This window comes from Delftia deserti, from assembly GCF_042653485.1.
In the GTDB taxonomy this organism is placed as follows: domain Bacteria; phylum Pseudomonadota; class Gammaproteobacteria; order Burkholderiales; family Burkholderiaceae_C; genus Comamonas; species Comamonas acidovorans.
The window spans coordinates 1,653,309-1,676,109 of record NZ_JBHSIH010000001.1; the positions used below are offsets into that span (position 1 = coordinate 1,653,309).

The following is a 22,801-nucleotide window of genomic DNA, read 5'->3' on the forward strand; positions in this document are numbered from 1 at the left end:
GGGCTGCTGGGCATGTACCAAGACTCTGATTTCCATTGTGCCCAGAAGTGCCCGCTGATGCTGTGGTCCATTGGCGATAGTCACACACGGACAACGCTGTCCGCGCAGCAAAAGCGGCCGGCTTTCACGGCGTTGTCATCGAACCGGCCAGAGAAGCCCTGCTGCGCCACAACACCGCGCACTGCACATCGCCCAGCGCCACGCCGATGGCCGCCTGGCCCAGCACCCATGCCCAGCCTGCGGGAGCAAGATCCAGCACGCCGCTGTACAGCACAATCCCGCAGCCCAAGGCCCAGCCGAAGTTGCCGAACACGGCAAGCGCCACCAGCCCCCTGCTGCGCGGCATGCGGCGCGCGCCCCAGCCAGCCACGCAGGCCCATGCCAGCAAAAAGCACCCCGTGCCCAGCAGCAGCGCCTGCGGCAAGCCTGTGGAAACGGCCAGCGGCTGCGCAAAGGCCAGTTGCACCGCACCCGCAGCGGCGCAGCAGATGGCATCGGCCCACAGGGTGCGCGACAGGAAACGGGCACGGGAAGGGGAAAACAGGGACATGCAAACTCCTCGGGGATGGTTCTCAACGGGCCGTGCCATTCGCTCGGCACGTCACTCAGGACATGGCGGCCCGTACGACTCCCGCCGCGCCACGCGTGCGCCGCAGCCCGGTCCACTGCAGCTCGGCAAACACGACAACCACCAAAGCCTGCGCCAGCACCCACGCCACGCCCCAGGCAGACAGCCCCAGCCCACCAAGGGCCAGCAGCGCCACACAGGCCACGGCCCACCCGAGATTCCCGACAACGACCAGCCCGATCAACCGGCGCGGCACAGGCGAGCGCGCCGCCATCCACGCAGCCAGCAGCGCATAGCCCAGCAGGAACCACCCCGTCCACTGCAACAGCGCCAGGGGCAGCCCCGTCACATCCGACAGCGGCTGCCCCGCCACCAGTTGCAGGGCGCCCGAGGCGGCGCAGGAAGCAGCATCGGCCCACATCACACGGGGCAGGAAACGGGGGGAAGCGAACATCGACATGGCGAACTCCTTGAGAGCAACAGGCACACACCGTGCATGCCATGGACTGCATCGTCCGCCGCAGGCTGCACAGGGTCGATAACCTCGCAGGTCATGGCCGCCACGCCAGCCCCGCAGCTACGATGCGGACCATGACCTCCACCGCCCATCCACCGTCCGCGCGCTCGCCCTTCGGGGAGCATCTGCGCCACTGGCGCCTGCACCGCCGCCTGAGCCAGCAAGGCCTGGCGCTGGAGGCCGAGATCTCCACGCGCCACCTGAGCTATGTGGAAACCGGCCGCGCCCAGCCCAGCCGCGAGATGGTGCTGCGCCTGGCGGAGCGCCTGGGCGTGCCGCTGCGCGAGCGCAATGCCCTGCTGGTGGCCGCAGGCTACGCGCCCATGTACCAGGCCCGGCCGCTGGACCACCCTGAACTGGCCGCCGCGCGCCAGGCCGTGGACCTGGTGCTCAAGGGCCATGAACCCAATCCCGCCCTGGCCGTGGACCGGCACTGGAACCTGGTGGCCGCCAACGCCATCGTGCCGCTGCTGCTGGCCGGCGTGGCGCCCTGGCTGCTGCAGCCGCCCGTCAATGTGCTGCGCCTGAGCCTGCACCCCGAAGGCCTGGGCCCGCGCCTGGTCAATGCAGCCCATTGGCGCGCGCATCTGCTGCACCGCCTGCAGCAGCAGATTGCCGCCACGTCGGACACGCGGCTGCAGGCGCTGCACGACGAGATTGCCGCCTACCCGTTCAAGGAAGATGAAGCGGACTCGCATGGCGCAGCACCTGACAGCCACATCGCCGTGCCCTTCGCGCTGGACACCGACCATGGCCGCCTGAGCTTCATCAGCACCATCACCATCTTCGGCACCCCGGTGGATGTGACGCTGCAGGAACTGGCCGTGGAGTCGTTCTTTCCGGCGGATGCGCAGACGCAGGAGGTGCTGGGGCGGTTGAGGAAGGCGAATTGATCCAAAAGGCAGGAAGTCCACCTAAGCGGACCTCCCACAGAGACTCCCGCGTGCGCCGTCTCAAGGCTTGAGCCTGTCGGCAAGCCGCGCCATCAAATCCATGCGTTCGTGCAGTATGGCGACCACCAAGGCGGGCGCATCTTCGCGCAGCAGGCAAAACACATGGTGATGTTCGCAACGGGCCACGCGCAAGCCGGGGAAGACTTCGCCGAGGTCCTTGACGCCAGCCTTTCCTGCCACCAGGCCGGCAATCCCACGCTCCAATGCACTGATGTATTGCCTTACCTGTTCATCGCCCCATTGCCTGCGCGTATGGCGGATGATGCCGCGCAGGTCGGCCTCTGCCGCAGCGGTGAGCCGGTAATGTCTCAACGCCGCCCCTGGCCCAGCTCTTCATCAAGAATCTCTCCAATGCTCTTGCCGGAGACCTTGCCAGCAAGTCCTTCATTGATGCGCTCTCCCAGCACGGCCGCCAGTTCCTGCCACGCCTGACCGGCATCCGCGTCGCCGGGAAACAGCCGCTCAAGCGTGTATTGCTCGATCGTTTTGCCCTGCAAAGCGGCAGACGCCTGGAGGCTTTGGTGCTGCTGCGGGGTCATGTCGATGGTCAGGCGGCTCATGGCGAGGCTCCACTGGTTCACTTGGTTTCCACGTTAGCACATGGTCAAAAGCATGCTTGCGGACATGCCAGACTCCCAGACAGTTCCATCGCAAAAGACAAAGCCCGCCGAAGCGGGCTTTGCTCATGGAGCCGGATCAGGCCGGACTCAGGCGCTCACGCCCTTGGCCACGTCCGCGTACTCTTCGATCTGGTCGAAGTTCATGTAGCGGTAGACGCTGGACTTGTCGGCATCGATCACGCCCATTTCCTTGAGGTACTCCTCCTTGGTGGGCAGCTTGCCCAGGCGCGATGCGATGGCGGCCAGCTCGGCCGAGCCCAGGAACACGTTGGTGTTCTTGCCCAGGCGGTTGGGGAAGTTGCGGGTCGAGGTGGAGATCACCGTCGCGCCTTCGCGGACCTGGGCCTGGTTGCCCATGCACAGCGAGCAGCCCGGCATTTCGGTGCGTGCACCGGCCGTGCCGAAGGCGGCGTAATGGCCTTCCTTGATCAGCTCGTTCTGGTCCATCTTGGTGGGCGGTGCCACCCACAGCTTGACGGGGATGTCACGCTGGCCGCCCAGCAGCTTGGCTGCTGCGCGGAAGTGGCCGATGTTGGTCATGCACGAACCGATGAAGGCTTCATCGATCTTGGTGCCGGCCACTTCGGACAGGAACTTGGCGTCATCGGGATCGTTGGGGCAGCAGACGATGGGTTCCTTGATGTCGGCCAGGTCGATCTCGAACACGGCAGCGTATTCGGCGTCCTTGTCGGCTTCGAGCAGGTCGGGCTTGGCCAGCCAGGCTTCGACCTTCTCGATGCGGCGCTGCAGCGTCTTGGCGTCGGCGTAGCCGTCGGCGATCATGTTCTTCATCAGAACGATGTTCGAGGTCAGGTACTCCTTGATCGGCTCGGGGTTGAGCTTGATCGTGCAGCCGGCAGCCGAGCGCTCGGCCGAGGCGTCGGACAGCTCGAAGGCCTGTTCCACCTTCAGGTCGGGCAGACCTTCGATTTCCAGGATGCGGCCCGAGAAGATGTTCTTCTTGCCGGCCTTGGCCACGGTCAGTGCGCCTGCCTTGATGGCGTACAGGGGAATGGCATGCACCAGGTCACGCAGGGTGACGCCGGGCTGCATCTCGCCCTTGAAGCGCACGAGCACGGACTCGGGCATGTCCAGGGGCATCACGCCCGTGGCGGCACCGAAGGCCACCAGGCCGGAACCTGCGGGGAAGGAGATGCCGATGGGGAAGCGCGTGTGCGAGTCGCCGCCCGTGCCCACGGTGTCGGGCAGCAGCAGGCGGTTGAGCCAGGAGTGGATCACGCCGTCACCGGGACGCAGGGCCACGCCGCCGCGGTTGCTGATGAAGGCAGGCAGCTCGCGGTGCGTCTTGACGTCCACGGGCTTGGGGTAGGCGGCCGTGTGGCAGAAGGACTGCATGACCATGTCGGCCGAGAAGCCGAGGCAGGCCAGGTCCTTGAGCTCGTCGCGGGTCATGGGGCCGGTGGTGTCCTGCGAACCCACGGTGGTCATGCGCGGCTCGCAGTAGGTACCGGGGCGCACGCCCTGGCCTTCCGGCAGGCCGACGGCGCGGCCGACCATCTTCTGGGCCAGCGTGAAGCCGGCGTTCGAAGCAGCGGGCGCCTGGGGCAGGCGGAACACGGTGGATGCGGACAGGCCCAGGAATTCGCGGGCCTTGGCGGTCAGCGAGCGGCCGATGATCAGGTTGATGCGGCCGCCGGCGCGCACTTCGTCGAACAGCACGTCGCTCTTGAGCTGGAACTCGGCGACGGTTTCGCCGTTCTTGACCAGCTTGCCGTCATAGGGCAGCACGTCGATGACGTCGCCCATCTCCAGCTTGGTGACATCGACTTCGATGGGCAGCGAGCCCGAATCTTCCTGCGTGTTGAAGAAGATGGGAGCGATCTTGCCGCCCAGGGTCACGCCGCCGAAGCGCTTGTTGGGCACGAAGGGGATGTCCTGGCCCGTGGCCCAGACGATGGAGTTGGTGGCCGACTTGCGCGAGGAGCCGGTGCCGACCACGTCGCCCACGTAGGCGACCAGGTGGCCCTTCTTCTTGAGGTCGTCGATGAACTGCATCGGGCCGCGCTTGCCGTCTTCCTCGGGCTTGAAGGCCGCGTCGGGACGGGTGTTCTTGAGCATGGCCAGGTAGTGCAGCGGGATGTCCGGACGGCTCCAGGCATCGGGCGCGGGCGACAGGTCGTCGGTATTGGTCTCGCCGGGCACCTTGAAGACGGTGACGGTGATCTTCCTGTCCACTTCGGGGCGCGAGGTGAACCACTCGGCCTCGGCCCAGCTCTTCATGACTTCCTGGGCCTTGGCGTTGCCGGCCTTGGCCTTGGTCGCCACGTCGTTGAAGAAGTCGAACATCAGCAGCGTCTTCTTCAGCGCATCGGCGGCCACGCCGGCGACTTCGGCGTCGTCCAGCAGCTCGATCAGGGGATGCACGTTGTAGCCGCCCACCATGGTGCCCAGCAGCTCGGTGGCCTTGGCCTTGGAGATGAGAGCCACCTGGATGTCGCCGTGGGCCACGGCTGCCAGGAAGCTGGCCTTGACCTTGGCGGCATCGTCCACGCCCGGAGGAACGCGGTGCGTGAGCAGGTCGAGCAGGAAGGCATCCTCGCCAGCGGGCGGGTTCTTGATCAGCTCGATCAGCTCGGCGACCTGCTTGGCTTCCAGCGGCAGCGGGGGGATACCGAGCGCGGCGCGTTCGGCCACGTGGTCACGGTAGGCTTTCAACATGATTCTCTCTCCATGGTTTTCTAAAGTGGGGCTGCTTGCGGGACGCTCAGGTCCGGGCCTGGATTACTGGCCAGCGGGCTTGGGTGCTTCCAGCAGGCTGGGAGGCGGGTTCTTCTTGATGGCCTCGGCCACCTGAAGCTGATCGGGGCTCATGCATTCGTCGGCCAGGCGCTGGCCGACCTTCTGGTTCATGAGCATCGATTTGTTGGCGATCTGCAGCCAGACGGCGCCCGCATGCTTGTCTTCCAGGCGCACGGTGCCGGTCGAGGTCTTGACGGGCGACATGTGGTACTTGAAGCCCTTGCCGTCGATGTTGAAGTAACCAGGGTTGGCCTGGTCGGCCGTCACATTGACGAAGGCGCCCAGCTCGCAGGGGATGCGGCCGGTGTGCACGCGCTCGGAAATGGCCAGGTCCTCGGCGGACAGCGGCTGCTGGGCGGCCGTTGCGACGGCGGCCGCACCGCCGACGGCGGCAGCGCCGGCAGCGGCCTTGGCCGTGGTGGCCTTCTTGGCGGGAGCCTTCTTGGCAGCAGGCTTGGCGGCGGCCTTGGCCGGCGCCTTCTTGGCGGGTTCGGCAGCGCTGGCACCCTGGCCAATGGCCATCAAGGGGGCTGCGATCAGGATGGAGGCGATAACTGTCTTCATGCGTTGGGCTCCTGCAAATTCCCCATATGGGCTAAGCAAGTGATTCTGATGCAAACCAGGGCTGCACCTGTGCGGGCAGCGCCTGGCCGGTCTGGTGGGCACGTGTGAGCAACTGCCAGAAATAGCGGTAGCTCGCCCGGTCATGTAATACACCATCCACGCTGACGGGCGCCCAGTCGGCGGCCTCGGCGGCGGTAAGTATTTGTGCGGCCTGCGCCACTTCGTCGGCCTGGGGCGCGAAGGCGGCGAGGATAGGGCGGATCTGGTCCGGGTGGATGCTCCACATGCGCGTATAGCCGAGCCGCCGTGACGCCTGCGTGGCAGCGGCCTGCAGCGCCTGTGGATTCCTGAATTCGGTGACCACGCAGTGCGAAGGCACCTTGCCGTGCGCATGGCAGGCGGCTGCGATCTCCAGCTTGGCACGCACGACCAGCGGATGGTCGAACTGGCCGGCCGAGCCCATGGCCGAGGCAGGAATCGCGCCGCCATGGGCCGAGACGAAGTCCATCAGGCCGAAGGAAATGCTCTGCACGCGCGGATGCGCCGCGATGTCGAAGGCACGGTGCACGGCGGCGGGCGACTCGATGAGCACATGCAGCGGCAGTTCGCGGCAGCCCAGGCGGCCCAGATGCCGCTCGGCCAGCAGCACGTCGTCCACGCTTTCCACCTTGGGCAGCATGAGGTGGCACAGGCGGTCGCCGGCCTCGCCGACGATGATGTCCAGGTCCTGCGCGAAGCTGGCGTGGTCCACGGCATGCACGCGCGCAGCCACGCGGGCACCGGGCGCGGCATCGCGCGCCAGCGAGGCCACCAGGCGCGCATGGGCCGCCTCCTGGCCCACGGGGGCGCCGTCCTCGCAGTCCAGCGTGACGTCGAACACGCAGGTGCCGAACTCGGCCATCATCTCGGCCTGCAGCTGCAGGCTCTTGCGCATGCGCGCTTCCACGCCGCTGTAGTGGTCGCAGACGGGCAGGTGCAGGGCACCGCCCTGCGCATCGAGCAGCACCTGGGCCGGGTGTGCGCGAGAGGGAGTGGACGTGGCGGCGGTCATGGCTTGCGCTGGGCGACGATGAACAGGCGGGGGAAGGCCAGCAGGCGCCGGCCGTCGGCGCGCACGCCGTAGGCGGCGTCCACGCGGTTTTCGTATTCGGTGAGGAAGTCGGCCTGCAGGGCTTCGGGCAGGCCCTCGACGAAGGGCTTGAGGCCGGTGCCGCGCAGCCACTGGACGATGGCGCCGGCCGAGTCCATCGGATGCTGGTAGACGGTGTGCCAGACATCGACGGCGCCGGCCTCGACGCCGGCCTGCTCCTGCGGGCCGGCCAGCAGGTCGTAGTAGCTGCGGATGGGCAGGATGTCGGCACGCACCTTGGCGGCGTCGCCGATGTAGGCGGCGAACTTGGGCAGGCTGGCGATCTCGCGCATCACGCGGTGCGTGGCTTCCTGCCGGTTGTCGGGCATCTGTATCGCCAGCACGCCCCCTGGCGCCAGCTGGGCGAACAGGCGGGGTATCAGCGTTTCATGCTCTCCAACCCACTGGAGGGAGGCATTGGCATAAATCAGGTCGGGAGCGCCCTCGCCGGGGGCGGGCGTCCAGGAAGCAATGTCGGCCAGCACGAAGCGGGCCTCAGGCAGATGCTGGCGCGCGGTGGCCAGCATCGCCTGGGAGTTGTCTATGCCGGTGATCGTGGCACCGGCATAGCGCTGTGCAAGCAGCTCGGTGGAATTGCCCGGCCCGCATCCCAGGTCCACCACATGGCGGGCCTGGGCCAAGGGCACGCGCGCCAGCAGCTCGGCTGCGGGGCGCGTACGCTCATTGGCGAAACGCAGGTATAGCGCGGGATTCCAGTCGAGCATGGCTTGCCGGCGGCTTACAGCAGGTGCTTGACGCCGTCCTGTTCGCCTTGCAGCTCGGCCAGGGTCTTGTCGATGCACTCTTGCGAGAAGGCGTCGATTTCCAGGCCTTCGACGATCTTGTACTCGCCGTTCTCGGTGGTGACCGGGAAGCCGAAGACGATGCCGGCGGGGATGCCGTATTCGCCGTTGGAGGGCACGCCCATGGTGACCCATTCGCCGCCCGAGCCCAGGGCCCAGTCGCGCATGTGGTCGATGGCGGCGTTGGCGGCCGAGGCAGCCGAGGACAGGCCGCGCGCTGCAATGATGGCGGCGCCACGCTTGCCGACGGTGGGCAGGAACACGTCCTTGTTCCAGGCCTGGTCGTTGATCTTGGCCTTGACGCTTTCACCGTTGACGGTGGCGAAGCGGTAGTCGGCGTACATCGTGGGCGAGTGGTTGCCCCAGACGGTCAGCTTGCGGATGTCGCCCACCTTGAAGCCGGCCTTGGCAGCCAGTTGCGAGGCAGCGCGGTTGTGGTCCAGGCGCAGCATGGCGGTGAAGTTCTTGGCCGGCAGGTCCGGAGCCGACTTCATGGCGATGTAGGCGTTGGTGTTGGCGGGGTTGCCGACGACCAGCACCTTCACGTTGCGCGAGGCAGCGGCGTTCAGCGCCTTGCCCTGGGCCGTGAAGATCTGTGCGTTGGCAGCCAGCAGGTCGGCACGCTCCATGCCGGGGCCGCGGGGACGCGCGCCGACCAGCAGGGCGTAGTCGGTGTCCTTGAAGGCTTGCAGGGGGTCGGAGTGGGCTTCGATGCCGGCCAGCAGGGGGAAGGCGCAGTCCTCGAGTTCCATGATCACGCCCTTGAGCGCGTTCTGGGCCTTCTCGTCGGGAATCTCCAGCAGTTGCAGAATGACGGGCTGGTCCTTACCCAGCATTTCGCCGGAGGCGATGCGGAACAGCAGGGCGTAACCAATTTGACCGGCGGCACCGGTGACGGCGACACGAACGGGCTTCTTGCTCATGATGAAACTCCAGGGATGGGGAAAAAATCAGGTGTTATCGGCGCCAGGTCGCACCAGCGTCAGAAACCAGCAGCCCGTGCTCCGCAAACAACGCGAAAGTGTACTCCCGATTTCGAAGCTCGGTCAATTTGTCTTATGTCTTATATAAGATATGATCGACGTCTGTTTCCAAGTCTTTCATCTGCGTCGCCGGGAGCCTCCCCACCCCGAACTTTTCCATGCCAGTCCTGCCTCCCCTCGCCTCAGACAACGCCGCCCCCACCATCGGCGCGGGCGCATCGACCCCGGCCTTCAGCCCTCTGTACCAGCAGATCAAGGGACTGATACTGCAAAGCCTGGAAGCAGGCGAATGGCGGCCCGGCGAGCTGATCCCCAGCGAAATGGAGCTGGCCGCGCGCTTTCGCGTGAGCCAGGGCACGGTGCGCAAGGCCATCGACGAGCTGGCCGCGGAGAACCTGGTGATGCGCCGCCAGGGCAAGGGCACCTTCGTGGCCACCCACGCGGCCCAGCATGTGCAGTACCGCTTCCTCAAGCTGCAGCCCGACGGCGGCGACCAGCAGGGCGAGGGCCGTGCCGAGCGCCGCATCATCGACTGCCGGCGCCTGCGCGCCTCGGCGGACGTGGCGCGCGGCCTGGCGCTGCGCAGCGGCGATGCCGTGATGCATGTGCGCCGCGTGCTGTCGTTCTCCGAAATCCCGACCATTCTGGAAGACATCTGGCTGCCGGGCCACGCCTTCAAGGGCCTGACGGCCGAGCAGATGTCCGCCTACCAGGGCCCCACCTACGCCATGTTCGAGCTGGACTACGGCGTGCGCATGGTGCGCGCCGACGAAAAGATCCGCGCCGTCCTGCCCGAGGCCGAGCAGGCCCTGCTGCTGGATGTCCCCAGCACCACGCCCCTGCTGAGCGTGGAGCGCACCGCTTACACATACAACGATGTTCCCATGGAGTTACGCCGTGGCCTGTACCGAACAGATACCCATCACTACCGCAACGCGCTGAGCTGAACGATCCGTTCTCCAGAGAAGCGGGCGAAAATACGCAATTCCCAGCAAAGCTGTTTTTATTGCATTGCAATAGAATTTTGCATCGCCGCCCCTGAGCGATTACGAAGCAGTTACATCCACGAAAGTACCCTGCCATGACAAGCCAAGCCAAAAAGCGGCCAGAGTTCCGCAACATCAACTTCTTCAAGGACCTCCCCACCTACCGGTTGCCGCCGGCCGGCATCGTGTCCATCCTGCACCGCATCAGCGGTCTGCTGATGTTCATCCTGCTGCCTTTCATCCTGTGGATGATGGACATGTCGCTGACTTCGGAGATCTCCTTCGACGGCTTCACCTCGGTTTTCGCTGGCCCCTTCGGATGGTTCCTCAAGCTCGTGTGCCTGGCATTGATCTGGGCCTACCTGCACCACTTTTGCGCCGGCGTCCGCCACCTGTTCATGGACGTGAACCACCACGCCGTCAACAAGCAGTTCGGCAAGTCCTCGGCCCTGGTGGTGCTGGTCCTGAGCGTTGGCCTGACCCTGATCCTGGGTGCCAAGCTGTTCGGCCTGTACTGACTCACGATCTCTCCCTCACGATAAGGAAAAAGAACCATGTCCGTGAATTACGGCTCCAAGCGCACCGTGGTCGGTGCGCACTACGGCATCCGCGACTGGATGGTGCAGCGCGTCACCGGCGTGCTGATGGCACTGTTCACCATCGTGCTGCTGGCCAAGCTGATCTTCAGCACCGGCTCCGTCGGCTATGACCTGTGGGCCGGCATCTTTGCCCCGCAGTGGATGAAGTTCCTGACCTTCGCCGTGATCGTCTCGCTGGCCTGGCACGTCTGGGTCGGCGTGCGCGACATCTGGATGGACTACGTCAAGCCCGTGGGCCTGCGCCTGGTGCTGAACGTTTTCACCCTGGTCTGGCTGGTCGGCTGCGCCGGCTGGGGCATCCAGATCCTGTGGCGTATCTGATAGAGACGCGGTCTCCACGATTGAAGGTTAAGAATGAGCTACTCCAAAGCAAACATCACCAAGCGCAAGTTTGACGTCGTCATCGTCGGCGCTGGCGGCTCCGGCCTGCGTGCCGCGCTGGAACTGTCGCGCGCCGGCCTGTCCGTGGCCTCGCTGTCCAAGGTCTTCCCCACGCGCTCGCACACCGTGGCTGCACAGGGCGGCGTGTCCGCTTCGCTGGGCAACATGAGCGAGGACAACTGGCACTACCACTTCTACGACACCATCAAGGGCTCCGACTGGCTCGGCGACCAGGATGCGATCGAGTTCATGTGCCGCGAAGCGCCCAACGTCGTGATCGAGCTGGAACACTTCGGCATGCCGTTCGACCGCAACCCCGACGGCACCATCTACCAGCGTCCCTTCGGCGGCCACACGGCCAACTACGGTGAAAAGCCCGTGCAGCGCGCCTGCGCCGCGGCCGACCGTACCGGCCACGCCATGCTGCACACGCTGTACCAGCAGAACGTCAAGTCCAAGACCAACTTCTTCGTGGAGTGGATGGCGCTGGACCTGATCCGCAATACCCAGGGCGACGTGGTCGGCGTGACCGCCATCGAACTGGAAACCGGCGACCTGTACGAGCTGCACGCCAAGGCCGTGCTGCTGGCCACGGGTGGCGCAGGCCGCATCTTCCAGGCATCGACCAATGCCTTCATCAACACCGGCGACGGCCTGGGCATGGCTGCACGCGCAGGCATCCCGCTGCAGGACATGGAGTTCTGGCAGTTCCACCCCACCGGCGTGGCCGGCGCGGGCGTGCTGCTGACCGAAGGCTGCCGTGGCGAAGGCGCCATCCTGCTCAACAGCGAAGGCGAACGCTTCATGGAGCGCTACGCTCCCACGCTGAAGGATCTGGCACCGCGCGACTTCGTGTCCCGCTCCATGGACCAGGAAATCAAGGAAGGCCGTGGCTGTGGTCCCAACAAGGACTACATCCTGATGAAGCTGGACCACCTGGGCGCAGACACCATCCGCAAGCGCCTGCCTTCGGTGGAGGAGATCGGCCACAACTTCGCCAACGTGGACATCACCAAGGAACCGATTCCCGTGGTGCCCACCATCCACTACCAGATGGGCGGCATTCCCACCAACATCAACGGCCAGGTCGTGGTGTGGGACGGCCAGCAGAACAACGTGGTCAATGGCCTCTATGCCGTGGGCGAATGCTCGTGCGTGTCGGTGCACGGCGCCAACCGCCTGGGCACGAACTCGCTGCTGGACCTGCTGGTCTTCGGCAAGTCGGCCGGCAAGCACATCGTGCAGTTCGTCAACGGCTTCGGCGACCACAAGGCCGTGCCGGCCGATGGCTCCGAGCGCACGCTCACGCGCCTGAACCAGCTCGACGACTCCAAGGAAGGCACCTACGCCCAGGACCTGGCTGGCGACATCCGCGCCACCATGCAGCAGCATGCCGGCGTGTTCCGCACGCAAAAGAGCATGGACGAAGGCGAAGTCAAGATCAACGCCATCCGCGAACGCGTGGGCTCCGTGACCCTCAAGGACAAGTCCAAGGTCTGGAACACCGCCCGCATGGAAGCGCTGGAAGTGGACAACCTGATCGAAGTGGCCCAGGCCACCATGATCTCGGCCGCTGCGCGCCACGAATGCCGCGGCGCCCACACCGTGTACGACTACGAGCATCCTGCCGACCACGCCGACTTCCCGCTGGGCCGCAATGACAAGGAATGGCTCAAGCACACCCTGTGGTACAGCGCCACCAACAGCCTGGACTACAAGCCCGTGAACCTGAAGCCCCTCACGGTGGACAGCGTGCCGCCCAAGGTCCGCACGTTCTAATCCAGCAGCCCACGAGAGAACAGACAAATGAAGCGCACTTTCAAGATCTACCGCTACGACCCGGACAAGGATGCCAAGCCCTACATGCAGACCGTCGAGGTCGAGCTGGACGGCCACGAGCGCATGCTGCTGGACGCCCTGGTCAAGCTCAAGGAGATGGACCCCTCCATCTCGTTCCGCCGCTCCTGCCGCGAAGGCGTGTGCGGCTCGGACGCGATGAACATCAATGGCAAGAACGGCCTGGCCTGCCTGACGAACATGAAGACCCTGCAGGGCGACATCGTTCTCAAGCCCCTGCCCGGCCTGCCCGTGATCCGCGACCTGATCGTGGACATGACGCAGTTCTTCAAGCAGTACCACTCGATCAAGCCCTACCTGCAGAACGACAGCTTCGCGTCTCCCACCAAGGAACGCCTGCAGTCGCCCGAAGAGCGCGAAGAGCTCAACGGCCTGTACGAGTGCATTCTGTGCGCCAGCTGCTCCACCAGCTGCCCCAGCTTCTGGTGGAACCCCGACAAGTTCGTGGGCCCGGCCGGCCTGCTGCAGGCCTACCGCTTCATCGCGGACAGCCGCGACGAGGCCACGGGTGACCGCCTTGACAACCTGGAAGATCCGTACCGTCTCTTCCGTTGCCACACCATCATGAACTGCGTGGACGTGTGCCCCAAGCACCTGAACCCCACGCAGGCCATTGGCAAGATCAAGGAACTGATGGTCCGCCGGGCCATCTGATGACCATGACGAATACTCTGCTCGACGAACGCGAGCGAGACCTGCTGCGCTGGCGCTGCCGGCGCGGCCTGGTCGAGAACGACCTGTTCATCGCGCAGTTCTTCGCCACCTACGGAGACCAGCTCACGCGGAGACACGCGAGCGGTCTGTCTGCCTTGATGGACCTGGCAGACAACGACCTGATGGACCTCTTCTTGCGCCGCAAGGAGCCTGAAGGTGAACTCGATACCCAAGAAATCAGGGAAGTTCTGGAACTGGTGCGCAAGCGCAAGCCCGGTTCTCTCCCGCTAGTAGGCTAGGCAATCTAGAGAAGGAAGTTTGGAAATGAAACTCGCAGACAACAAAGCAACGCTGTCATTCAGCAACGGCGCTCCCAGCGTCGAGCTGCCCGTCTACCAGGGCAACGTCGGTCCCGACGTGGTGGACATCCGCAAGCTGTACGCGCAGACCGGCATGTTCACCTATGACCCGGGCTTCCTCTCTACCGCCTCGTGCCAGTCCGCCATCACCTACATCGATGGCGACAAGGGCGAGCTGCTGTACCGTGGCTACCCCATCGAGCAGCTGGCCAAGAACTGCGACTACCTCGAGACCTGCTACCTGCTGCTGTACGGCGAGCTGCCCAACGAGTCCGAGAAGGCCGACTTCGTCGAGCGCGTGACCAAGCACACCATGGTCAACGAGCAGATGCAGTTCTTCCTGCGTGGTTTCCGCCGTGACGCCCACCCCATGGCCGTCCTGACGGGTCTGGTCGGCGGCATGTCGGCCTTCTACCACGACAACATGGACATCAACAACGCCGAGCACCGCGACATCGCCGCGATCCGCCTGATCGCCAAGATGCCCACGCTGGTCTCCATGGCCTACAAGTACGGCATCGGTGCTCCGTACATGTACCCCAAGAACGACCTGAGCTACGCCGGCAACTTCATGCGCATGATGTTCGGCAACCCCTGCGAGGAGTTCAAGGTGAACCCCGTGGTCGAGCGCGCGCTGGACCGCATCTTCATCCTGCACGCAGACCACGAGCAAAACGCCTCCACCTCCACCGTGCGCCTGTGCGGCTCGTCGGGCACCAACCCCTTCGCCGCCATCTCGGCCGGCGTGGCCTGCCTGTGGGGCCCTGCCCACGGCGGCGCCAATGAAGCCTGCCTGAACATGCTCGAGTACCTGCAGGCCAACGGCGGCGTTGCCAAGGTCGGCGAGTTCATGGAACAGGTCAAGGACAAGAACAGCGGCGTCAAGCTGATGGGCTTCGGCCACCGCGTCTACAAGAACTACGACCCCCGCGCCAAGCTCATGCAGGAAACCTGCAATGAAGTGCTGGCCGAACTGGGCCTGGAAAAGGACCCCCTGTTCGCCCTGGCCAAGGAAGTCGAGAAGATCGCCCTGGAAGACGACTACTTCGTGCAGCGCAAGCTCTACCCGAACGTGGACTTCTACTCCGGCATCGTGCAGCGCGCCATCGGCGTGCCCGTGAACCTGTTCACCGGCATCTTCGCCCTGGCCCGCACCGTGGGCTGGATCGCCCAGCTCAACGAGCAGATGGCCGACCCCGAGTACAAGATCGGCCGTCCCCGCCAGCTGTTCACGGGCTCCGTGTCCCGCAACGTCAAGCCGATCGGCCAGCGCTGAGCGCAGGTCCGAGCCTCAGCGGCCCGGCACCCAAAAGCCCCATGCCTTTGCATGGGGCTTTTTTCATCGCCGGGCCGCCCCAAGATGAAAAGCGTCCCCCTCGGGGGGCAGCGGACCTTGCGCAGCAAGGGTAGCGTGGGGGCCATTTTTCATGGGCGAGCCCCCCGCTCCAGAAGGCCGCGCCAGTCCTAGGAACACCATTTTCCCTATCGCGACATGTCCATTGATTGAGCCCATCCACCTTAAGGTGACCAGGACTCCATGCAACTGTCGCCCGGTGAAGTCTTCAAACATCCCGAGGTAAGTTGGGAAAATCTGACCGAAGCAGAAGGTGCAAACTGGAACCTTCCTACGACCACACCATGAAGTGCCACCAATTTTTTTGGGCAACAACTTCAGCGATGGTCATGGCCTCAACGATTCATGCTGCTGACGCCCGGTATTCTGCAAAGAACATCCAGAAAGCAGGGCCGGCTCCCGCCTTGAGTCACGGTCTGGTCTTCTCTTGCACGCCGGTTTCGGCAATGGCCCTGACGCTTTATTCAACGCTTCGTGCGGCCGATGCCAGATAGCCGCTCAGGCACGCGCCACCGACCCGGCTGCAACGGCTGGCGGCCTGGTGAACGACCTGCTGGCCGGCTGCGCCGCCTGGCCTGAGAGCCAGGGCCAAGCCCCCTGCTTCACGCAGCGGCGCGGTTTCGCCGACAATGCCCCCCCGGCCCTCGTGGCCGGCCCTTTCTTGCGCCGGGGTTCCGGCCCCAGCCACTCCCTGCACACCATGAACTTTGCCTCCCTCGGCCTGAGCCCGGCGCTGGTCTCCAGCCTCCAAGACCTGGGCCTGGTCGATCCCACGCCCATACAGACCCAGTCCATCGCCCCCGTGCTTGCGGGCCGCGACCTCTGGGCCTGTGCGCCCACGGGCTCGGGCAAGACGGCCGCCTACCTGCTGCCGCTGCTGCAGCGCTGGATGGATGGCGGCAAGGCCCAGGGTGCCCAGGGCGGCTTTGTGCGAACCCTGACCACGCTGATCGTGGTGCCCACGCGCGAGCTGGCCCAGCAGGTCGGCGAGACGCTGTCCGACCTGGGCCGCGCGCTCAAGCAGCCGCCGCGCATCGGTGTGGTCTATGGCGGCGTGTCCATCAACCCGCAGATGATGATGCTGCGCGGCAGTGCCGACTTCCTGGTGGCCACGCCGGGCCGCCTGCTGGACCTGGTGGAGCACAACGCCGTGCGCCTGTCCGCCGTGCGCCACCTGGTGCTGGACGAGGCCGACCGCCTGCTGGACCTGGGCTTCCAGGAAGAGCTGCAGCGCGTGCTGGCCCTGCTGCCGAAGCAGCGCCAGACCCTGCTGTTCTCGGCCACCTATCCCGATGCCGTGCAATCGCTGGCCACGGGCCTGCTGCACGACCCCGTTCAGGCCCGCGTCGATGCCGCCGATGGCCAGGATGCCGCCAGCCCGCAAAGCATCACCCAGCGCGCCATTGCCGTGGACCGCGCGCGCCGCACGCAATTGCTGCGCCAGCTGGTGCAGGGCGACACCGCTGCGGGCACCGACCCTGTCACGCTCGAACGTGCCCTGGTCTTCGTGGCCACGCGGCACACGGCCGAACTGGTGGCTGAAAAGCTCTACAAGGCCGGCATCTTCGCCACGGCCTTCCATGGCGACCTGAGCCAGGGCGCACGCAAGGAAGCGCTGGCCGACTTCAAGGCCAAGCGCTGGCAGGTGATGATCACCACCGACCTGGCGGCGCGCGGCATCGACATCACCCAGCTGCCCCTGGTCGTCAACTACGACCTGCCGCGCTCGGCCACCGACTATGTGCACCGCATCGGCCGCACCGGCCGCGCAGGCGAGGACGGCACGGCCATCAGCTTCGTGACGCCGGCCGACCAGGCGCACTGGGCGCTGATCTGCAAGCGCAACCAGCTGGACCTTGAACTGGAGCAGCTGCCGGGCTTCGAGCCCACCGATCCCGTGCCGCCGCCTCCGGTGGCGCAGGACGGCAACGGCGGCATCAAGGGCCGCCGCCCCAGCAAGAAGGACAAGCTGCGCGCCGCGGCCGCCGAAGCAGCCGAGACCGCAAAAAAGAGCTGAGCGTTTCCGGTTCAGCCTGCGCCGCCGCGCCCACCAAAGCGATCCCGGTACGCCACGGGCGTGATGCCCAGGTGGCGCACGAACAGGTGGCGCAGCGCCTGCTCCGAGCCCAGGCCCACGCGTGCGGCCACGGTCTTGAGCGGCAGATGGGTCTGGCTTTCCAGCAGTTGCTTGCCCGCCTCCAGCCGCGCGCTCTCCACAAAGGCCGTGGGGCTTTGCCCGGTTTCCTGCTGGAACACGCGGCGCAGGTGGCGCTCGCTCATGTGCGCCTGTTCGGCCATCTGCTTGAGCGTCAGGGGCTCGGCCAGATGGGCCATCACCCACTGCTGCACGGCCTGCACGCCGCCGTGCTGCGCGGCCTGGGCCGCCAGCGGCACGCTGAACTGCGACTGCCCGCCGGGGCGCTTGAGATACATGACCAGGTCACGCGCCACCTCCAGCGCCAGCGCATGGCCGAAATCCTCTTCCACCACGGCCAGGGCCAGGTCGATGCCGGCCGTCACGCCGGCCGAGGTCCACAGCTGGCGGCTGCCTTCGCCATCGCGGATTTCCTCGCGCAGGTAGATGGCATCGGCATCGACCTGCACGCGCGGATGGCGCTGGGCCAGTTGCGCCGTCACGCTCCAGTGCGTGGCCGCGCGCCGGCCGTCCAGCAAGCCCGCCTCGGCCAGGAAGAAGCTGCCCGAGCACAGCGAGATCAGCCGCTGCACGCGCGGCGCCACGCGGCCCAGCCAGGCGACCAGCTCGGCCGAGCCGCCCAGCACCTGCTCGATGTGGCGCGAGCCCACGACGACCACGGTGCAGCCCGTGCCTGCGGCTTCCAATTCGGCCAGCGTGTGGGTGGCGTCCAGCGCCATCAGCGTGTCCGAGCGCACGGAGCCGCGCCGCTGCGAGACCACGCGCACCTCGTAGCCGTCGCTGTGCCCGCGCGCGCGCAGGTGCACGTTGGCATAGTCGAACACCGACATGGGCCCTATGGCCTCCAGCGCCTTGAAGCCGGGGTAGACGACAAGATCGACGCGGTGGGCGCTGGCGTGGCGGTGGTCCATGGGAAACGGCTTGCCCGGAAGGCTGTCAGGGTGGGAGGAATGGGGCGGACTATACGAAAAGACGCAAGCACCCACGGCCAGCAGGCCCGGCCGAAGCCGGCCACACCCCTCAGATTCGGACATATCACCTGAGGCTGCGGCCATGATGCGGCCGGGCCGCCCGGCCATGGCCTACATTCAAGGCTTCGCGGAGCGCGCGCCCTGCCGTTCCTGAGCCACCCCGACAGAAAGACACGCCCATGAAATCCAAAGCCGCCGTCGCCTTCAAGGCTGGAGAACCCCTGCAGATCGTCGAGATCGACGTGGCCCCCCCGAAGAAGGGCGAGGTCCTGATCAAGATCACCCACACCGGCGTCTGCCACACCGACGCGTTCACGCTGTCGGGCGATGACCCCGAAGGCATCTTCCCCGCCGTGCTCGGCCATGAAGGCGCGGGCATCGTCGTCGAGGTCGGCGAAGGCGTGACCAGCGTGAAGCCCGGCGATCACGTCATCCCGCTGTACACCGCCGAATGCGGCGAATGCCTGTTCTGCAAGAGCGGCAAGACCAACCTGTGCGTTTCCGTGCGCGCCACCCAGGGCAAGGGCCTGATGCCCGACGGCACCACGCGCTTTTCGTACAACGGCGAGCCCATCTACCACTACATGGGCTGCTCCACCTTCAGCGAATACACCGTGGTCGCCGAAGTCTCGCTGGCCAAGATCCACCCCGACGCCAACCCCGAGCAGGTCTGCCTGCTGGGCTGCGGCGTGACCACGGGCCTGGGTGCCGTCAAGAACACCGCCAAGGTCCAGGAAGGCGACACCGTGGCCGTGTTCGGCCTGGGCGGCATCGGCCTGGCCGTGATCCAGGGCGCCAAGCTGGCCAAGGCCGGCCGCATCATCGCCGTGGACACCAACCCCTCCAAGTTCGATCTGGCCCGCACCTTCGGCGCCACCGACTGCGTGAATCCCAAGGATTTCGACAAGCCCATCCAGCAGGTCATCGTCGAGATGACGGGCTGGGGCGTGGACCACAGCTTCGAGTGCATCGGCAATGTCAACGTGATGCGTGCCGCACTGGAATGCGCGCACCGCGGCTGGGGCCAGTCGGTCATCATCGGCGTGGCCGGCGCGGGCCAGGAAATCTCCACCCGCCCCTTCCAGCTGGTGACGGGCCGCAAGTGGCTGGGCACGGCCTTCGGCGGCGTCAAGGGCCGCAGCGAGCTGCCCGGCATGGTCGAGCAGGCCATGAGCGGCGAGATCCAGCTGGCCCCCTTCGTCACGCACACCATGGGCCTGCCGGAGATCAACGAAGCATTCGATCTGATGCACGAAGGCAAGTCCATCCGCTCCGTCGTCGTGTACTGAGGCTCCCCCTGAGGCGCTGCGCGCCTTCCCCCTCTCTGCTCGCTCCGCGAGGGAGGGGGACGACGCCCTCGGCTGGGCGCCCCCGCCGCGAGGCGGCTCTTGCTCGGCGCCTCTCGCCTGGGCAGCGCCAGTTTCATGGGCCGTTGACCGTGTATAGCGTATCAACTCCCATCTTTGAATGCTGCACGCACCGCTTGCCAAGGTGCCCGTAGCATTTTTCTTTTTGAGGAACACCATGTCCGCACTGCCGCCCCTGGAATTCAAGAACGCCCATGCCTGCTTCGGCGGCGCACAGCGTTTCTACGAGCATTTCTCCGCCGAGATCGGCCTGAACATGAAGTTCTCGGTCTTCCTGCCGCCCAAGGCCGTGGCCGGCGAGAAGGTGCCCGCCGTGCTCTACCTGGCCGGGCTGACCTGCACCGAAGAAACCTTCATGACCAAGGCCGGCGCCCAGCGCCTGGCCGCCGAGCTGGGCATTGCGCTGATCGCGCCCGACACCAGCCCGCGCGGCGCAGGCCTGCCCGGCGAGGCCGATGCCTGGGACTTCGGCGTGGGCGCGGGCTTCTACCTGGACGCCACCACCAAGCCCTGGGCGCTGCACTGGCGCATGGAAAGCTATCTGCTGGGCGAGCTGCTGCCGCTGATCGCCGCACGCCTGCCCATCGACGCCGAGCGGCTGGGCATCTTCGGCCACTCCATGGGCGGCCACGGCGCGCTCACGCTGGCGCTGCGCCATCCGGGCCGCTTCAAGAGCCTGTCGGCCTTCGCGCCCATCGCCAACCCCGTCCACTGCCCCTGGGGCCAGAAAGCCTTCTCAGGCTACCTGGGCGATGACCGCAAGGCCTGGGAAGCCCATGACGCCAGCTGCCTGATGGCCGCCCAGACCCAGGCGCCCTACCCGGCCGGCATCCTCGTGGACCAGGGCCTGGCCGACAAGTTCCTGATCGAAAAGCAGCTGCTGCCCGAAGCCTTCGAGGCCGCCTGCGCCCAGGCCGGCCAGCCGCTGACGCTGCGCCGCCACGGCGGCTACGACCACGGCTACTACTTCATCCAGAGCTTCATCGACGACCATCTGCGCCACCATGCAAAGCAGTTGAGTACCCCCTGAGGCGCTTCGCGCCTTCCCCCTCTCTCGCTTCGCGGGAGGGGGACGACACCCTCGGTGCGGGGCGGCGCGGCCGGCCTAGGCCCTTCCTCGGTGCCGCTGAGTTGGGCCGCGCCAGTTCCAAAGGGTGATGCGCCACAGGTGCAGGGCAGCTTGCCTCAACCTGGCCTATGGCCAGCGCGCATGTCCTGCGCAATACGCTCCAGTACCTGGGGCAGGTCCTTGACGCTGGCGATCACGTGGTGGGCGCCGGCTGCGCGCAGCTTGGCCTCGGCGCGGGCCATGCGTTCGCGCACTTCTTCGGCGGGAGCGGCGGCCAGTTCGGCGGGGGAGTAGCCGACCTCGTTGCCGGACAGGGTCAGGCCCACGGTCCACATGCCGGCGTTGCGGCCTTCCTCGATGCCGGGCACGGTGTCGTCCACCTTCACGCAGGCGCGCACGTCGCCGATGCCCAGCGCCAGCACGTTGGCCAGCGCCATGAAGGGGCCGGGGCGACCGCCTGCGGCCATTTCATCGCCGGCCACCACATGGTCGGGCGCCAGGCCGTTGGCCGCTGCCTGGGGCAGCAGCTGGTTCAAGACTTCACGCGGATAGCCCGAGCACGAGCCCACCTTCAGGCCCTGCGCGCGCAGCCAGCCCAGCAGGTCGGGCGCGCCTTCGATGGGTGCCGAGAACTCGCCGACCTTGGCGATCTGCATGGGCATGAAGCGTGCGTAGATGGCGTCCACGTCGGCGTCGCCAGGCGGCTGGCCGAAGGCCTTGTGCCATTGCGCGCGGATGCCCTCGTCCTGCAGCAGCTCGTGGATGTGCTGCCACTTGGACAGGCCCATGGGGCCGCGTGCCTGGGCCAGGGTGATGGTGATGCCGAAGCTGGCAAAGGCCTCGACAAAGATCTGCGTGGGCGCCAGCGAGCCGAAATCGACCAGGGTGCCGGCCCAGTCGAAGATGACGGCCTGCAGCGGCGACAGATCGGCGGCGGCGGTGGAGACGGTGGTGTGGTTCATGGTGCTTTTTGACAAGGAAAGAGGTTCAAACGGAAGAGGGCCGTACGCGCCTGTTCATTCCAGCGTGCGGATGAAATTGCGCCCGCGCGGGCCGGATGCGGCCGACTGCAGCAGCTGCTGCCACTCATCCCCGGGCAGGCCGTAGTGGGCGGGATCGGTGGCCACGCCCAGGCCTTCGAGGAAGTTGCGCAGGCGCTGCACGGCCAGCTCGCCCGTGGCGGCATCGAAGATGGACAGCAGGGCCGCGTCGGCCTCGTCGTCGGCGCCCAGGGCCATCTCCAGCACCAGCGGCAGGCTGAACGAGCAGGCAATGCCGTGGGCCACGCCATGGCGCAGCGTGATGTCGTAGGACAGCGAATGCGCCAGCGCCGTGCGGGTGTTGGAGAAGGCCAGGCCCGCCATCAGGGCGGCCTCGGCCATGCGGCTTCGCAGCGGCAGGCTGCCCAGGTCCTGCATCAGCGCGGGCAGCGTGGCCAGGGTGCGGCGCGCGGCGTTCACGGCCAGGGCCGTGGAGACGGGATTGCGGTGCCGGTTCCAGATGGACTCCAGCGCATGCGACAGCGCATCCAGCCCCGAGGCCAGCGTGGCGCCGGCCGGCAGGCTTTGCATGAGCTGCGCGTCGATGATGGCGGCCTCGGGCCAGGTCCAGTGCTGGTGCAGCGAGTGCTTGCGGCCGGCGGCCTGGTCCCAGATCGTGGCCCAGGGCGTGACCTCGCTGCCCGTGCCGGCCGTGGTGGGAATGGCGATCAGCGCCTTGTGGCCTGCGGCCGGCAGGGCCAGCCCCTGCTCCAGGGCCTGCAGCAGTTCGCTGAAACGCCGCGTGGGCGTGGCGCACATCAGCGCCTTGGCCGAGTCGATGGCGCTGCCGCCGCCCAGGGCCACGATGCACGGGACCTCGGCGTATTCGCGGTGCACGCGGTCATACAGCGGGGCCAGCCACTGCACATCGGGATTGGGCGCGATGCCGTCCACCACGCCGCGCAGCCGGCTGCCCAGCCGTTGGCGCAGCTGCTGCACCAGGCCCAGGGATTCGGCCTCGGGAAACGTCACCAGCAGGCAGTCGCGCCCGGCCAGCAGCTCGGGCAGGCGGTCCAGGCGGCCGGGGCCGGCATGGATGGCAACGGGGTTGTGATAGGTCCACACAAATCGGTCCTTTGAATGAAACGGGGGCGCCGGGAAAAGCGCTGCCC

23 protein-coding genes are annotated in these 22,801 nt (G+C 66.4%); 11 read left to right on the plus strand and 12 right to left on the minus strand.

What is annotated here, in order from left to right; all coding sequences use genetic code 11:
* Positions 1–124: 124 nt before the first annotated feature.
* Positions 125–550, minus strand: coding sequence for a hypothetical protein (locus ACFPFG_RS07950; protein WP_380105927.1), 426 nt, complete (start codon positions 548–550; stop codon positions 125–127).
* Positions 551–605: 55 nt separating this feature from the next.
* Entirely contained in the window at positions 606–1,028 is a 423-nt protein-coding gene (locus ACFPFG_RS07955; protein ID WP_380105929.1) for a hypothetical protein, read from the minus strand.
* 131 nt (positions 1,029–1,159) lie between these two features.
* Between ACFPFG_RS07955 and ACFPFG_RS07960 the strand changes: the two genes are divergently transcribed.
* The gene (locus ACFPFG_RS07960; protein ID WP_197956962.1) at positions 1,160–1,978 is read left to right on the plus strand and encodes a helix-turn-helix domain-containing protein; all 819 of its coding nucleotides are present in this window, start codon (positions 1,160–1,162) and stop codon (positions 1,976–1,978) included.
* Positions 1,979–2,038: 60 nt separating this feature from the next.
* Here ACFPFG_RS07960 and ACFPFG_RS07965 read toward each other — a convergent pair whose 3' ends face one another.
* From ACFPFG_RS07965 to ACFPFG_RS07995, 7 genes are all read right to left on the minus strand, one after another.
* Positions 2,039–2,350, minus strand: coding sequence for a type II toxin-antitoxin system RelE/ParE family toxin (locus ACFPFG_RS07965; protein WP_183021037.1), 312 nt, complete (start codon positions 2,348–2,350; stop codon positions 2,039–2,041).
* Positions 2,347–2,598 (minus strand): antitoxin, encoded by a 252-nt coding sequence (locus ACFPFG_RS07970; protein WP_183021036.1) that lies wholly within the window; start codon positions 2,596–2,598, stop codon positions 2,347–2,349. Before ACFPFG_RS07970 ends, ACFPFG_RS07965 begins: the two co-directional genes overlap by 4 nt.
* Before the next feature lie 147 nt (positions 2,599–2,745).
* Positions 2,746–5,337, minus strand: coding sequence for a bifunctional aconitate hydratase 2/2-methylisocitrate dehydratase (acnB, locus tag ACFPFG_RS07975; protein WP_183021035.1), 2,592 nt, complete (start codon positions 5,335–5,337; stop codon positions 2,746–2,748).
* Positions 5,338–5,400: 63 nt separating this feature from the next.
* Positions 5,401–5,982 (minus strand): hypothetical protein, encoded by a 582-nt coding sequence (locus ACFPFG_RS07980; RefSeq protein WP_183021034.1) that lies wholly within the window; start codon positions 5,980–5,982, stop codon positions 5,401–5,403.
* A gap of 31 nt (positions 5,983–6,013) precedes the next feature.
* A complete protein-coding gene (locus ACFPFG_RS07985; RefSeq protein WP_183021033.1) occupies positions 6,014–7,033 on the minus strand; it encodes an HpcH/HpaI aldolase/citrate lyase family protein in 1,020 nt (339 codons plus the stop codon).
* Positions 7,030–7,836 carry a trans-aconitate 2-methyltransferase gene (tam, locus tag ACFPFG_RS07990; protein WP_183021032.1) on the minus strand — a complete coding sequence of 269 codons (807 nt, stop codon included), beginning with the start codon at positions 7,834–7,836 and terminating at the stop codon, positions 7,030–7,032. The genes ACFPFG_RS07985 and tam overlap by 4 nt, the downstream gene beginning before the upstream one ends.
* A 14-nt stretch (positions 7,837–7,850) precedes the next feature.
* Positions 7,851–8,837: a malate dehydrogenase gene (locus ACFPFG_RS07995; RefSeq protein ID WP_013803435.1), complete on the minus strand. Its 987-nt coding sequence runs from the start codon at positions 8,835–8,837 to the stop codon at positions 7,851–7,853.
* A 218-nt stretch (positions 8,838–9,055) separates the two neighbouring features.
* On the opposite strand from ACFPFG_RS07995, the gene ACFPFG_RS08000 reads away from it, so the two are divergent.
* From ACFPFG_RS08000 to ACFPFG_RS08035, 8 genes are all read left to right on the plus strand, one after another.
* Positions 9,056–9,844, plus strand: coding sequence for a GntR family transcriptional regulator (locus ACFPFG_RS08000; protein ID WP_183021031.1), 789 nt, complete (start codon positions 9,056–9,058; stop codon positions 9,842–9,844).
* Positions 9,845–9,978: 134 nt separating this feature from the next.
* Positions 9,979–10,401 carry a succinate dehydrogenase, cytochrome b556 subunit gene (sdhC, locus tag ACFPFG_RS08005; RefSeq protein ID WP_183021030.1) on the plus strand — a complete coding sequence of 141 codons (423 nt, stop codon included), beginning with the start codon at positions 9,979–9,981 and terminating at the stop codon, positions 10,399–10,401.
* A 36-nt stretch (positions 10,402–10,437) separates the two neighbouring features.
* Entirely contained in the window at positions 10,438–10,803 is a 366-nt protein-coding gene (gene sdhD, locus ACFPFG_RS08010; RefSeq protein WP_012204346.1) for a succinate dehydrogenase, hydrophobic membrane anchor protein, read from the plus strand.
* A gap of 33 nt (positions 10,804–10,836) precedes the next feature.
* Positions 10,837–12,642, plus strand: a complete 1,806-nt coding sequence (gene sdhA / locus ACFPFG_RS08015; RefSeq protein WP_197956964.1) for a succinate dehydrogenase flavoprotein subunit — start codon at positions 10,837–10,839, stop codon at positions 12,640–12,642.
* Positions 12,643–12,669: 27 nt separating this feature from the next.
* Positions 12,670–13,374 carry a succinate dehydrogenase iron-sulfur subunit gene (locus ACFPFG_RS08020; protein ID WP_012204344.1) on the plus strand — a complete coding sequence of 235 codons (705 nt, stop codon included), beginning with the start codon at positions 12,670–12,672 and terminating at the stop codon, positions 13,372–13,374.
* Positions 13,374–13,673 carry an FAD assembly factor SdhE gene (locus ACFPFG_RS08025; RefSeq protein ID WP_012204343.1) on the plus strand — a complete coding sequence of 100 codons (300 nt, stop codon included), beginning with the start codon at positions 13,374–13,376 and terminating at the stop codon, positions 13,671–13,673. Before ACFPFG_RS08020 ends, ACFPFG_RS08025 begins: the two co-directional genes overlap by 1 nt.
* Positions 13,674–13,698: 25 nt before the next feature.
* Positions 13,699–15,009 (plus strand): citrate synthase, encoded by a 1,311-nt coding sequence (locus ACFPFG_RS08030; RefSeq protein ID WP_183021029.1) that lies wholly within the window; start codon positions 13,699–13,701, stop codon positions 15,007–15,009.
* 778 nt (positions 15,010–15,787) lie between these two features.
* Positions 15,788–17,104, plus strand: a complete 1,317-nt coding sequence (locus tag ACFPFG_RS08035) for a DEAD/DEAH box helicase (protein ID WP_380105936.1) — start codon at positions 15,788–15,790, stop codon at positions 17,102–17,104.
* 11 nt (positions 17,105–17,115) lie between these two features.
* Here the strand turns inward: ACFPFG_RS08035 and ACFPFG_RS08040 are convergent, their stop codons facing one another.
* Entirely contained in the window at positions 17,116–18,153 is a 1,038-nt protein-coding gene (locus tag ACFPFG_RS08040; protein ID WP_380105938.1) for a GlxA family transcriptional regulator, read from the minus strand.
* Positions 18,154–18,392: 239 nt separating this feature from the next.
* On the opposite strand from ACFPFG_RS08040, the gene ACFPFG_RS08045 reads away from it, so the two are divergent.
* Both ACFPFG_RS08045 and fghA read left to right on the plus strand, forming a co-directional pair.
* Positions 18,393–19,502: an S-(hydroxymethyl)glutathione dehydrogenase/class III alcohol dehydrogenase gene (locus tag ACFPFG_RS08045; protein WP_183021025.1), complete on the plus strand. Its 1,110-nt coding sequence runs from the start codon at positions 18,393–18,395 to the stop codon at positions 19,500–19,502.
* 235 nt (positions 19,503–19,737) lie between these two features.
* The gene (gene fghA / locus ACFPFG_RS08050; RefSeq protein WP_380105941.1) at positions 19,738–20,610 is read left to right on the plus strand and encodes an S-formylglutathione hydrolase; all 873 of its coding nucleotides are present in this window, start codon (positions 19,738–19,740) and stop codon (positions 20,608–20,610) included.
* 155 nt (positions 20,611–20,765) lie between these two features.
* Here fghA and phnX read toward each other — a convergent pair whose 3' ends face one another.
* Both phnX and psrA read right to left on the minus strand, forming a co-directional pair.
* Positions 20,766–21,611 carry a phosphonoacetaldehyde hydrolase gene (gene phnX, locus ACFPFG_RS08055; RefSeq protein ID WP_380105943.1) on the minus strand — a complete coding sequence of 282 codons (846 nt, stop codon included), beginning with the start codon at positions 21,609–21,611 and terminating at the stop codon, positions 20,766–20,768.
* A gap of 54 nt (positions 21,612–21,665) precedes the next feature.
* Complete coding sequence (psrA, locus tag ACFPFG_RS08060; protein WP_380105945.1) at positions 21,666–22,754, minus strand: iron-containing alcohol dehydrogenase PsrA; 1,089 nt, start codon at positions 22,752–22,754, stop codon at positions 21,666–21,668.
* Positions 22,755–22,801 lie beyond the last annotated feature (47 nt).

Coding starts and splice junctions, on each gene's coding strand:
- ACFPFG_RS07980 (WP_183021034.1), bottom strand. CDS start 5,982: ATGAAGACAGTTATCGCCTCCATCCTGATCGCAGCCCCCTTGATGGCC.
- ACFPFG_RS08040 (WP_380105938.1), bottom strand. CDS start 18,153: ATGGACCACCGCCACGCCAGCGCCCACCGCGTCGATCTTGTCGTCTAC.
- ACFPFG_RS07985 (WP_183021033.1), bottom strand. CDS start 7,033: ATGACCGCCGCCACGTCCACTCCCTCTCGCGCACACCCGGCCCAGGTG.
- acnB (WP_183021035.1), bottom strand. CDS start 5,337: ATGTTGAAAGCCTACCGTGACCACGTGGCCGAACGCGCCGCGCTCGGT.
- fghA (WP_380105941.1), top strand. CDS start 19,738: ATGTCCGCACTGCCGCCCCTGGAATTCAAGAACGCCCATGCCTGCTTC.
- ACFPFG_RS08030 (WP_183021029.1), top strand. CDS start 13,699: ATGAAACTCGCAGACAACAAAGCAACGCTGTCATTCAGCAACGGCGCT.
- tam (WP_183021032.1), bottom strand. CDS start 7,836: ATGCTCGACTGGAATCCCGCGCTATACCTGCGTTTCGCCAATGAGCGT.
- ACFPFG_RS07955 (WP_380105929.1), bottom strand. CDS start 1,028: ATGTCGATGTTCGCTTCCCCCCGTTTCCTGCCCCGTGTGATGTGGGCC.
- ACFPFG_RS08045 (WP_183021025.1), top strand. CDS start 18,393: ATGAAATCCAAAGCCGCCGTCGCCTTCAAGGCTGGAGAACCCCTGCAG.
- ACFPFG_RS08035 (WP_380105936.1), top strand. CDS start 15,788: ATGAACTTTGCCTCCCTCGGCCTGAGCCCGGCGCTGGTCTCCAGCCTC.
- ACFPFG_RS07995 (WP_013803435.1), bottom strand. CDS start 8,837: ATGAGCAAGAAGCCCGTTCGTGTCGCCGTCACCGGTGCCGCCGGTCAA.
- sdhA (WP_197956964.1), top strand. CDS start 10,837: ATGAGCTACTCCAAAGCAAACATCACCAAGCGCAAGTTTGACGTCGTC.
- phnX (WP_380105943.1), bottom strand. CDS start 21,611: ATGAACCACACCACCGTCTCCACCGCCGCCGCCGATCTGTCGCCGCTG.
- ACFPFG_RS08000 (WP_183021031.1), top strand. CDS start 9,056: ATGCCAGTCCTGCCTCCCCTCGCCTCAGACAACGCCGCCCCCACCATC.
- ACFPFG_RS08020 (WP_012204344.1), top strand. CDS start 12,670: ATGAAGCGCACTTTCAAGATCTACCGCTACGACCCGGACAAGGATGCC.
- ACFPFG_RS08025 (WP_012204343.1), top strand. CDS start 13,374: ATGACCATGACGAATACTCTGCTCGACGAACGCGAGCGAGACCTGCTG.
- ACFPFG_RS07970 (WP_183021036.1), bottom strand. CDS start 2,598: ATGAGCCGCCTGACCATCGACATGACCCCGCAGCAGCACCAAAGCCTC.
- sdhC (WP_183021030.1), top strand. CDS start 9,979: ATGACAAGCCAAGCCAAAAAGCGGCCAGAGTTCCGCAACATCAACTTC.
- ACFPFG_RS07960 (WP_197956962.1), top strand. CDS start 1,160: ATGACCTCCACCGCCCATCCACCGTCCGCGCGCTCGCCCTTCGGGGAG.
- sdhD (WP_012204346.1), top strand. CDS start 10,438: ATGTCCGTGAATTACGGCTCCAAGCGCACCGTGGTCGGTGCGCACTAC.
- ACFPFG_RS07950 (WP_380105927.1), bottom strand. CDS start 550: ATGTCCCTGTTTTCCCCTTCCCGTGCCCGTTTCCTGTCGCGCACCCTG.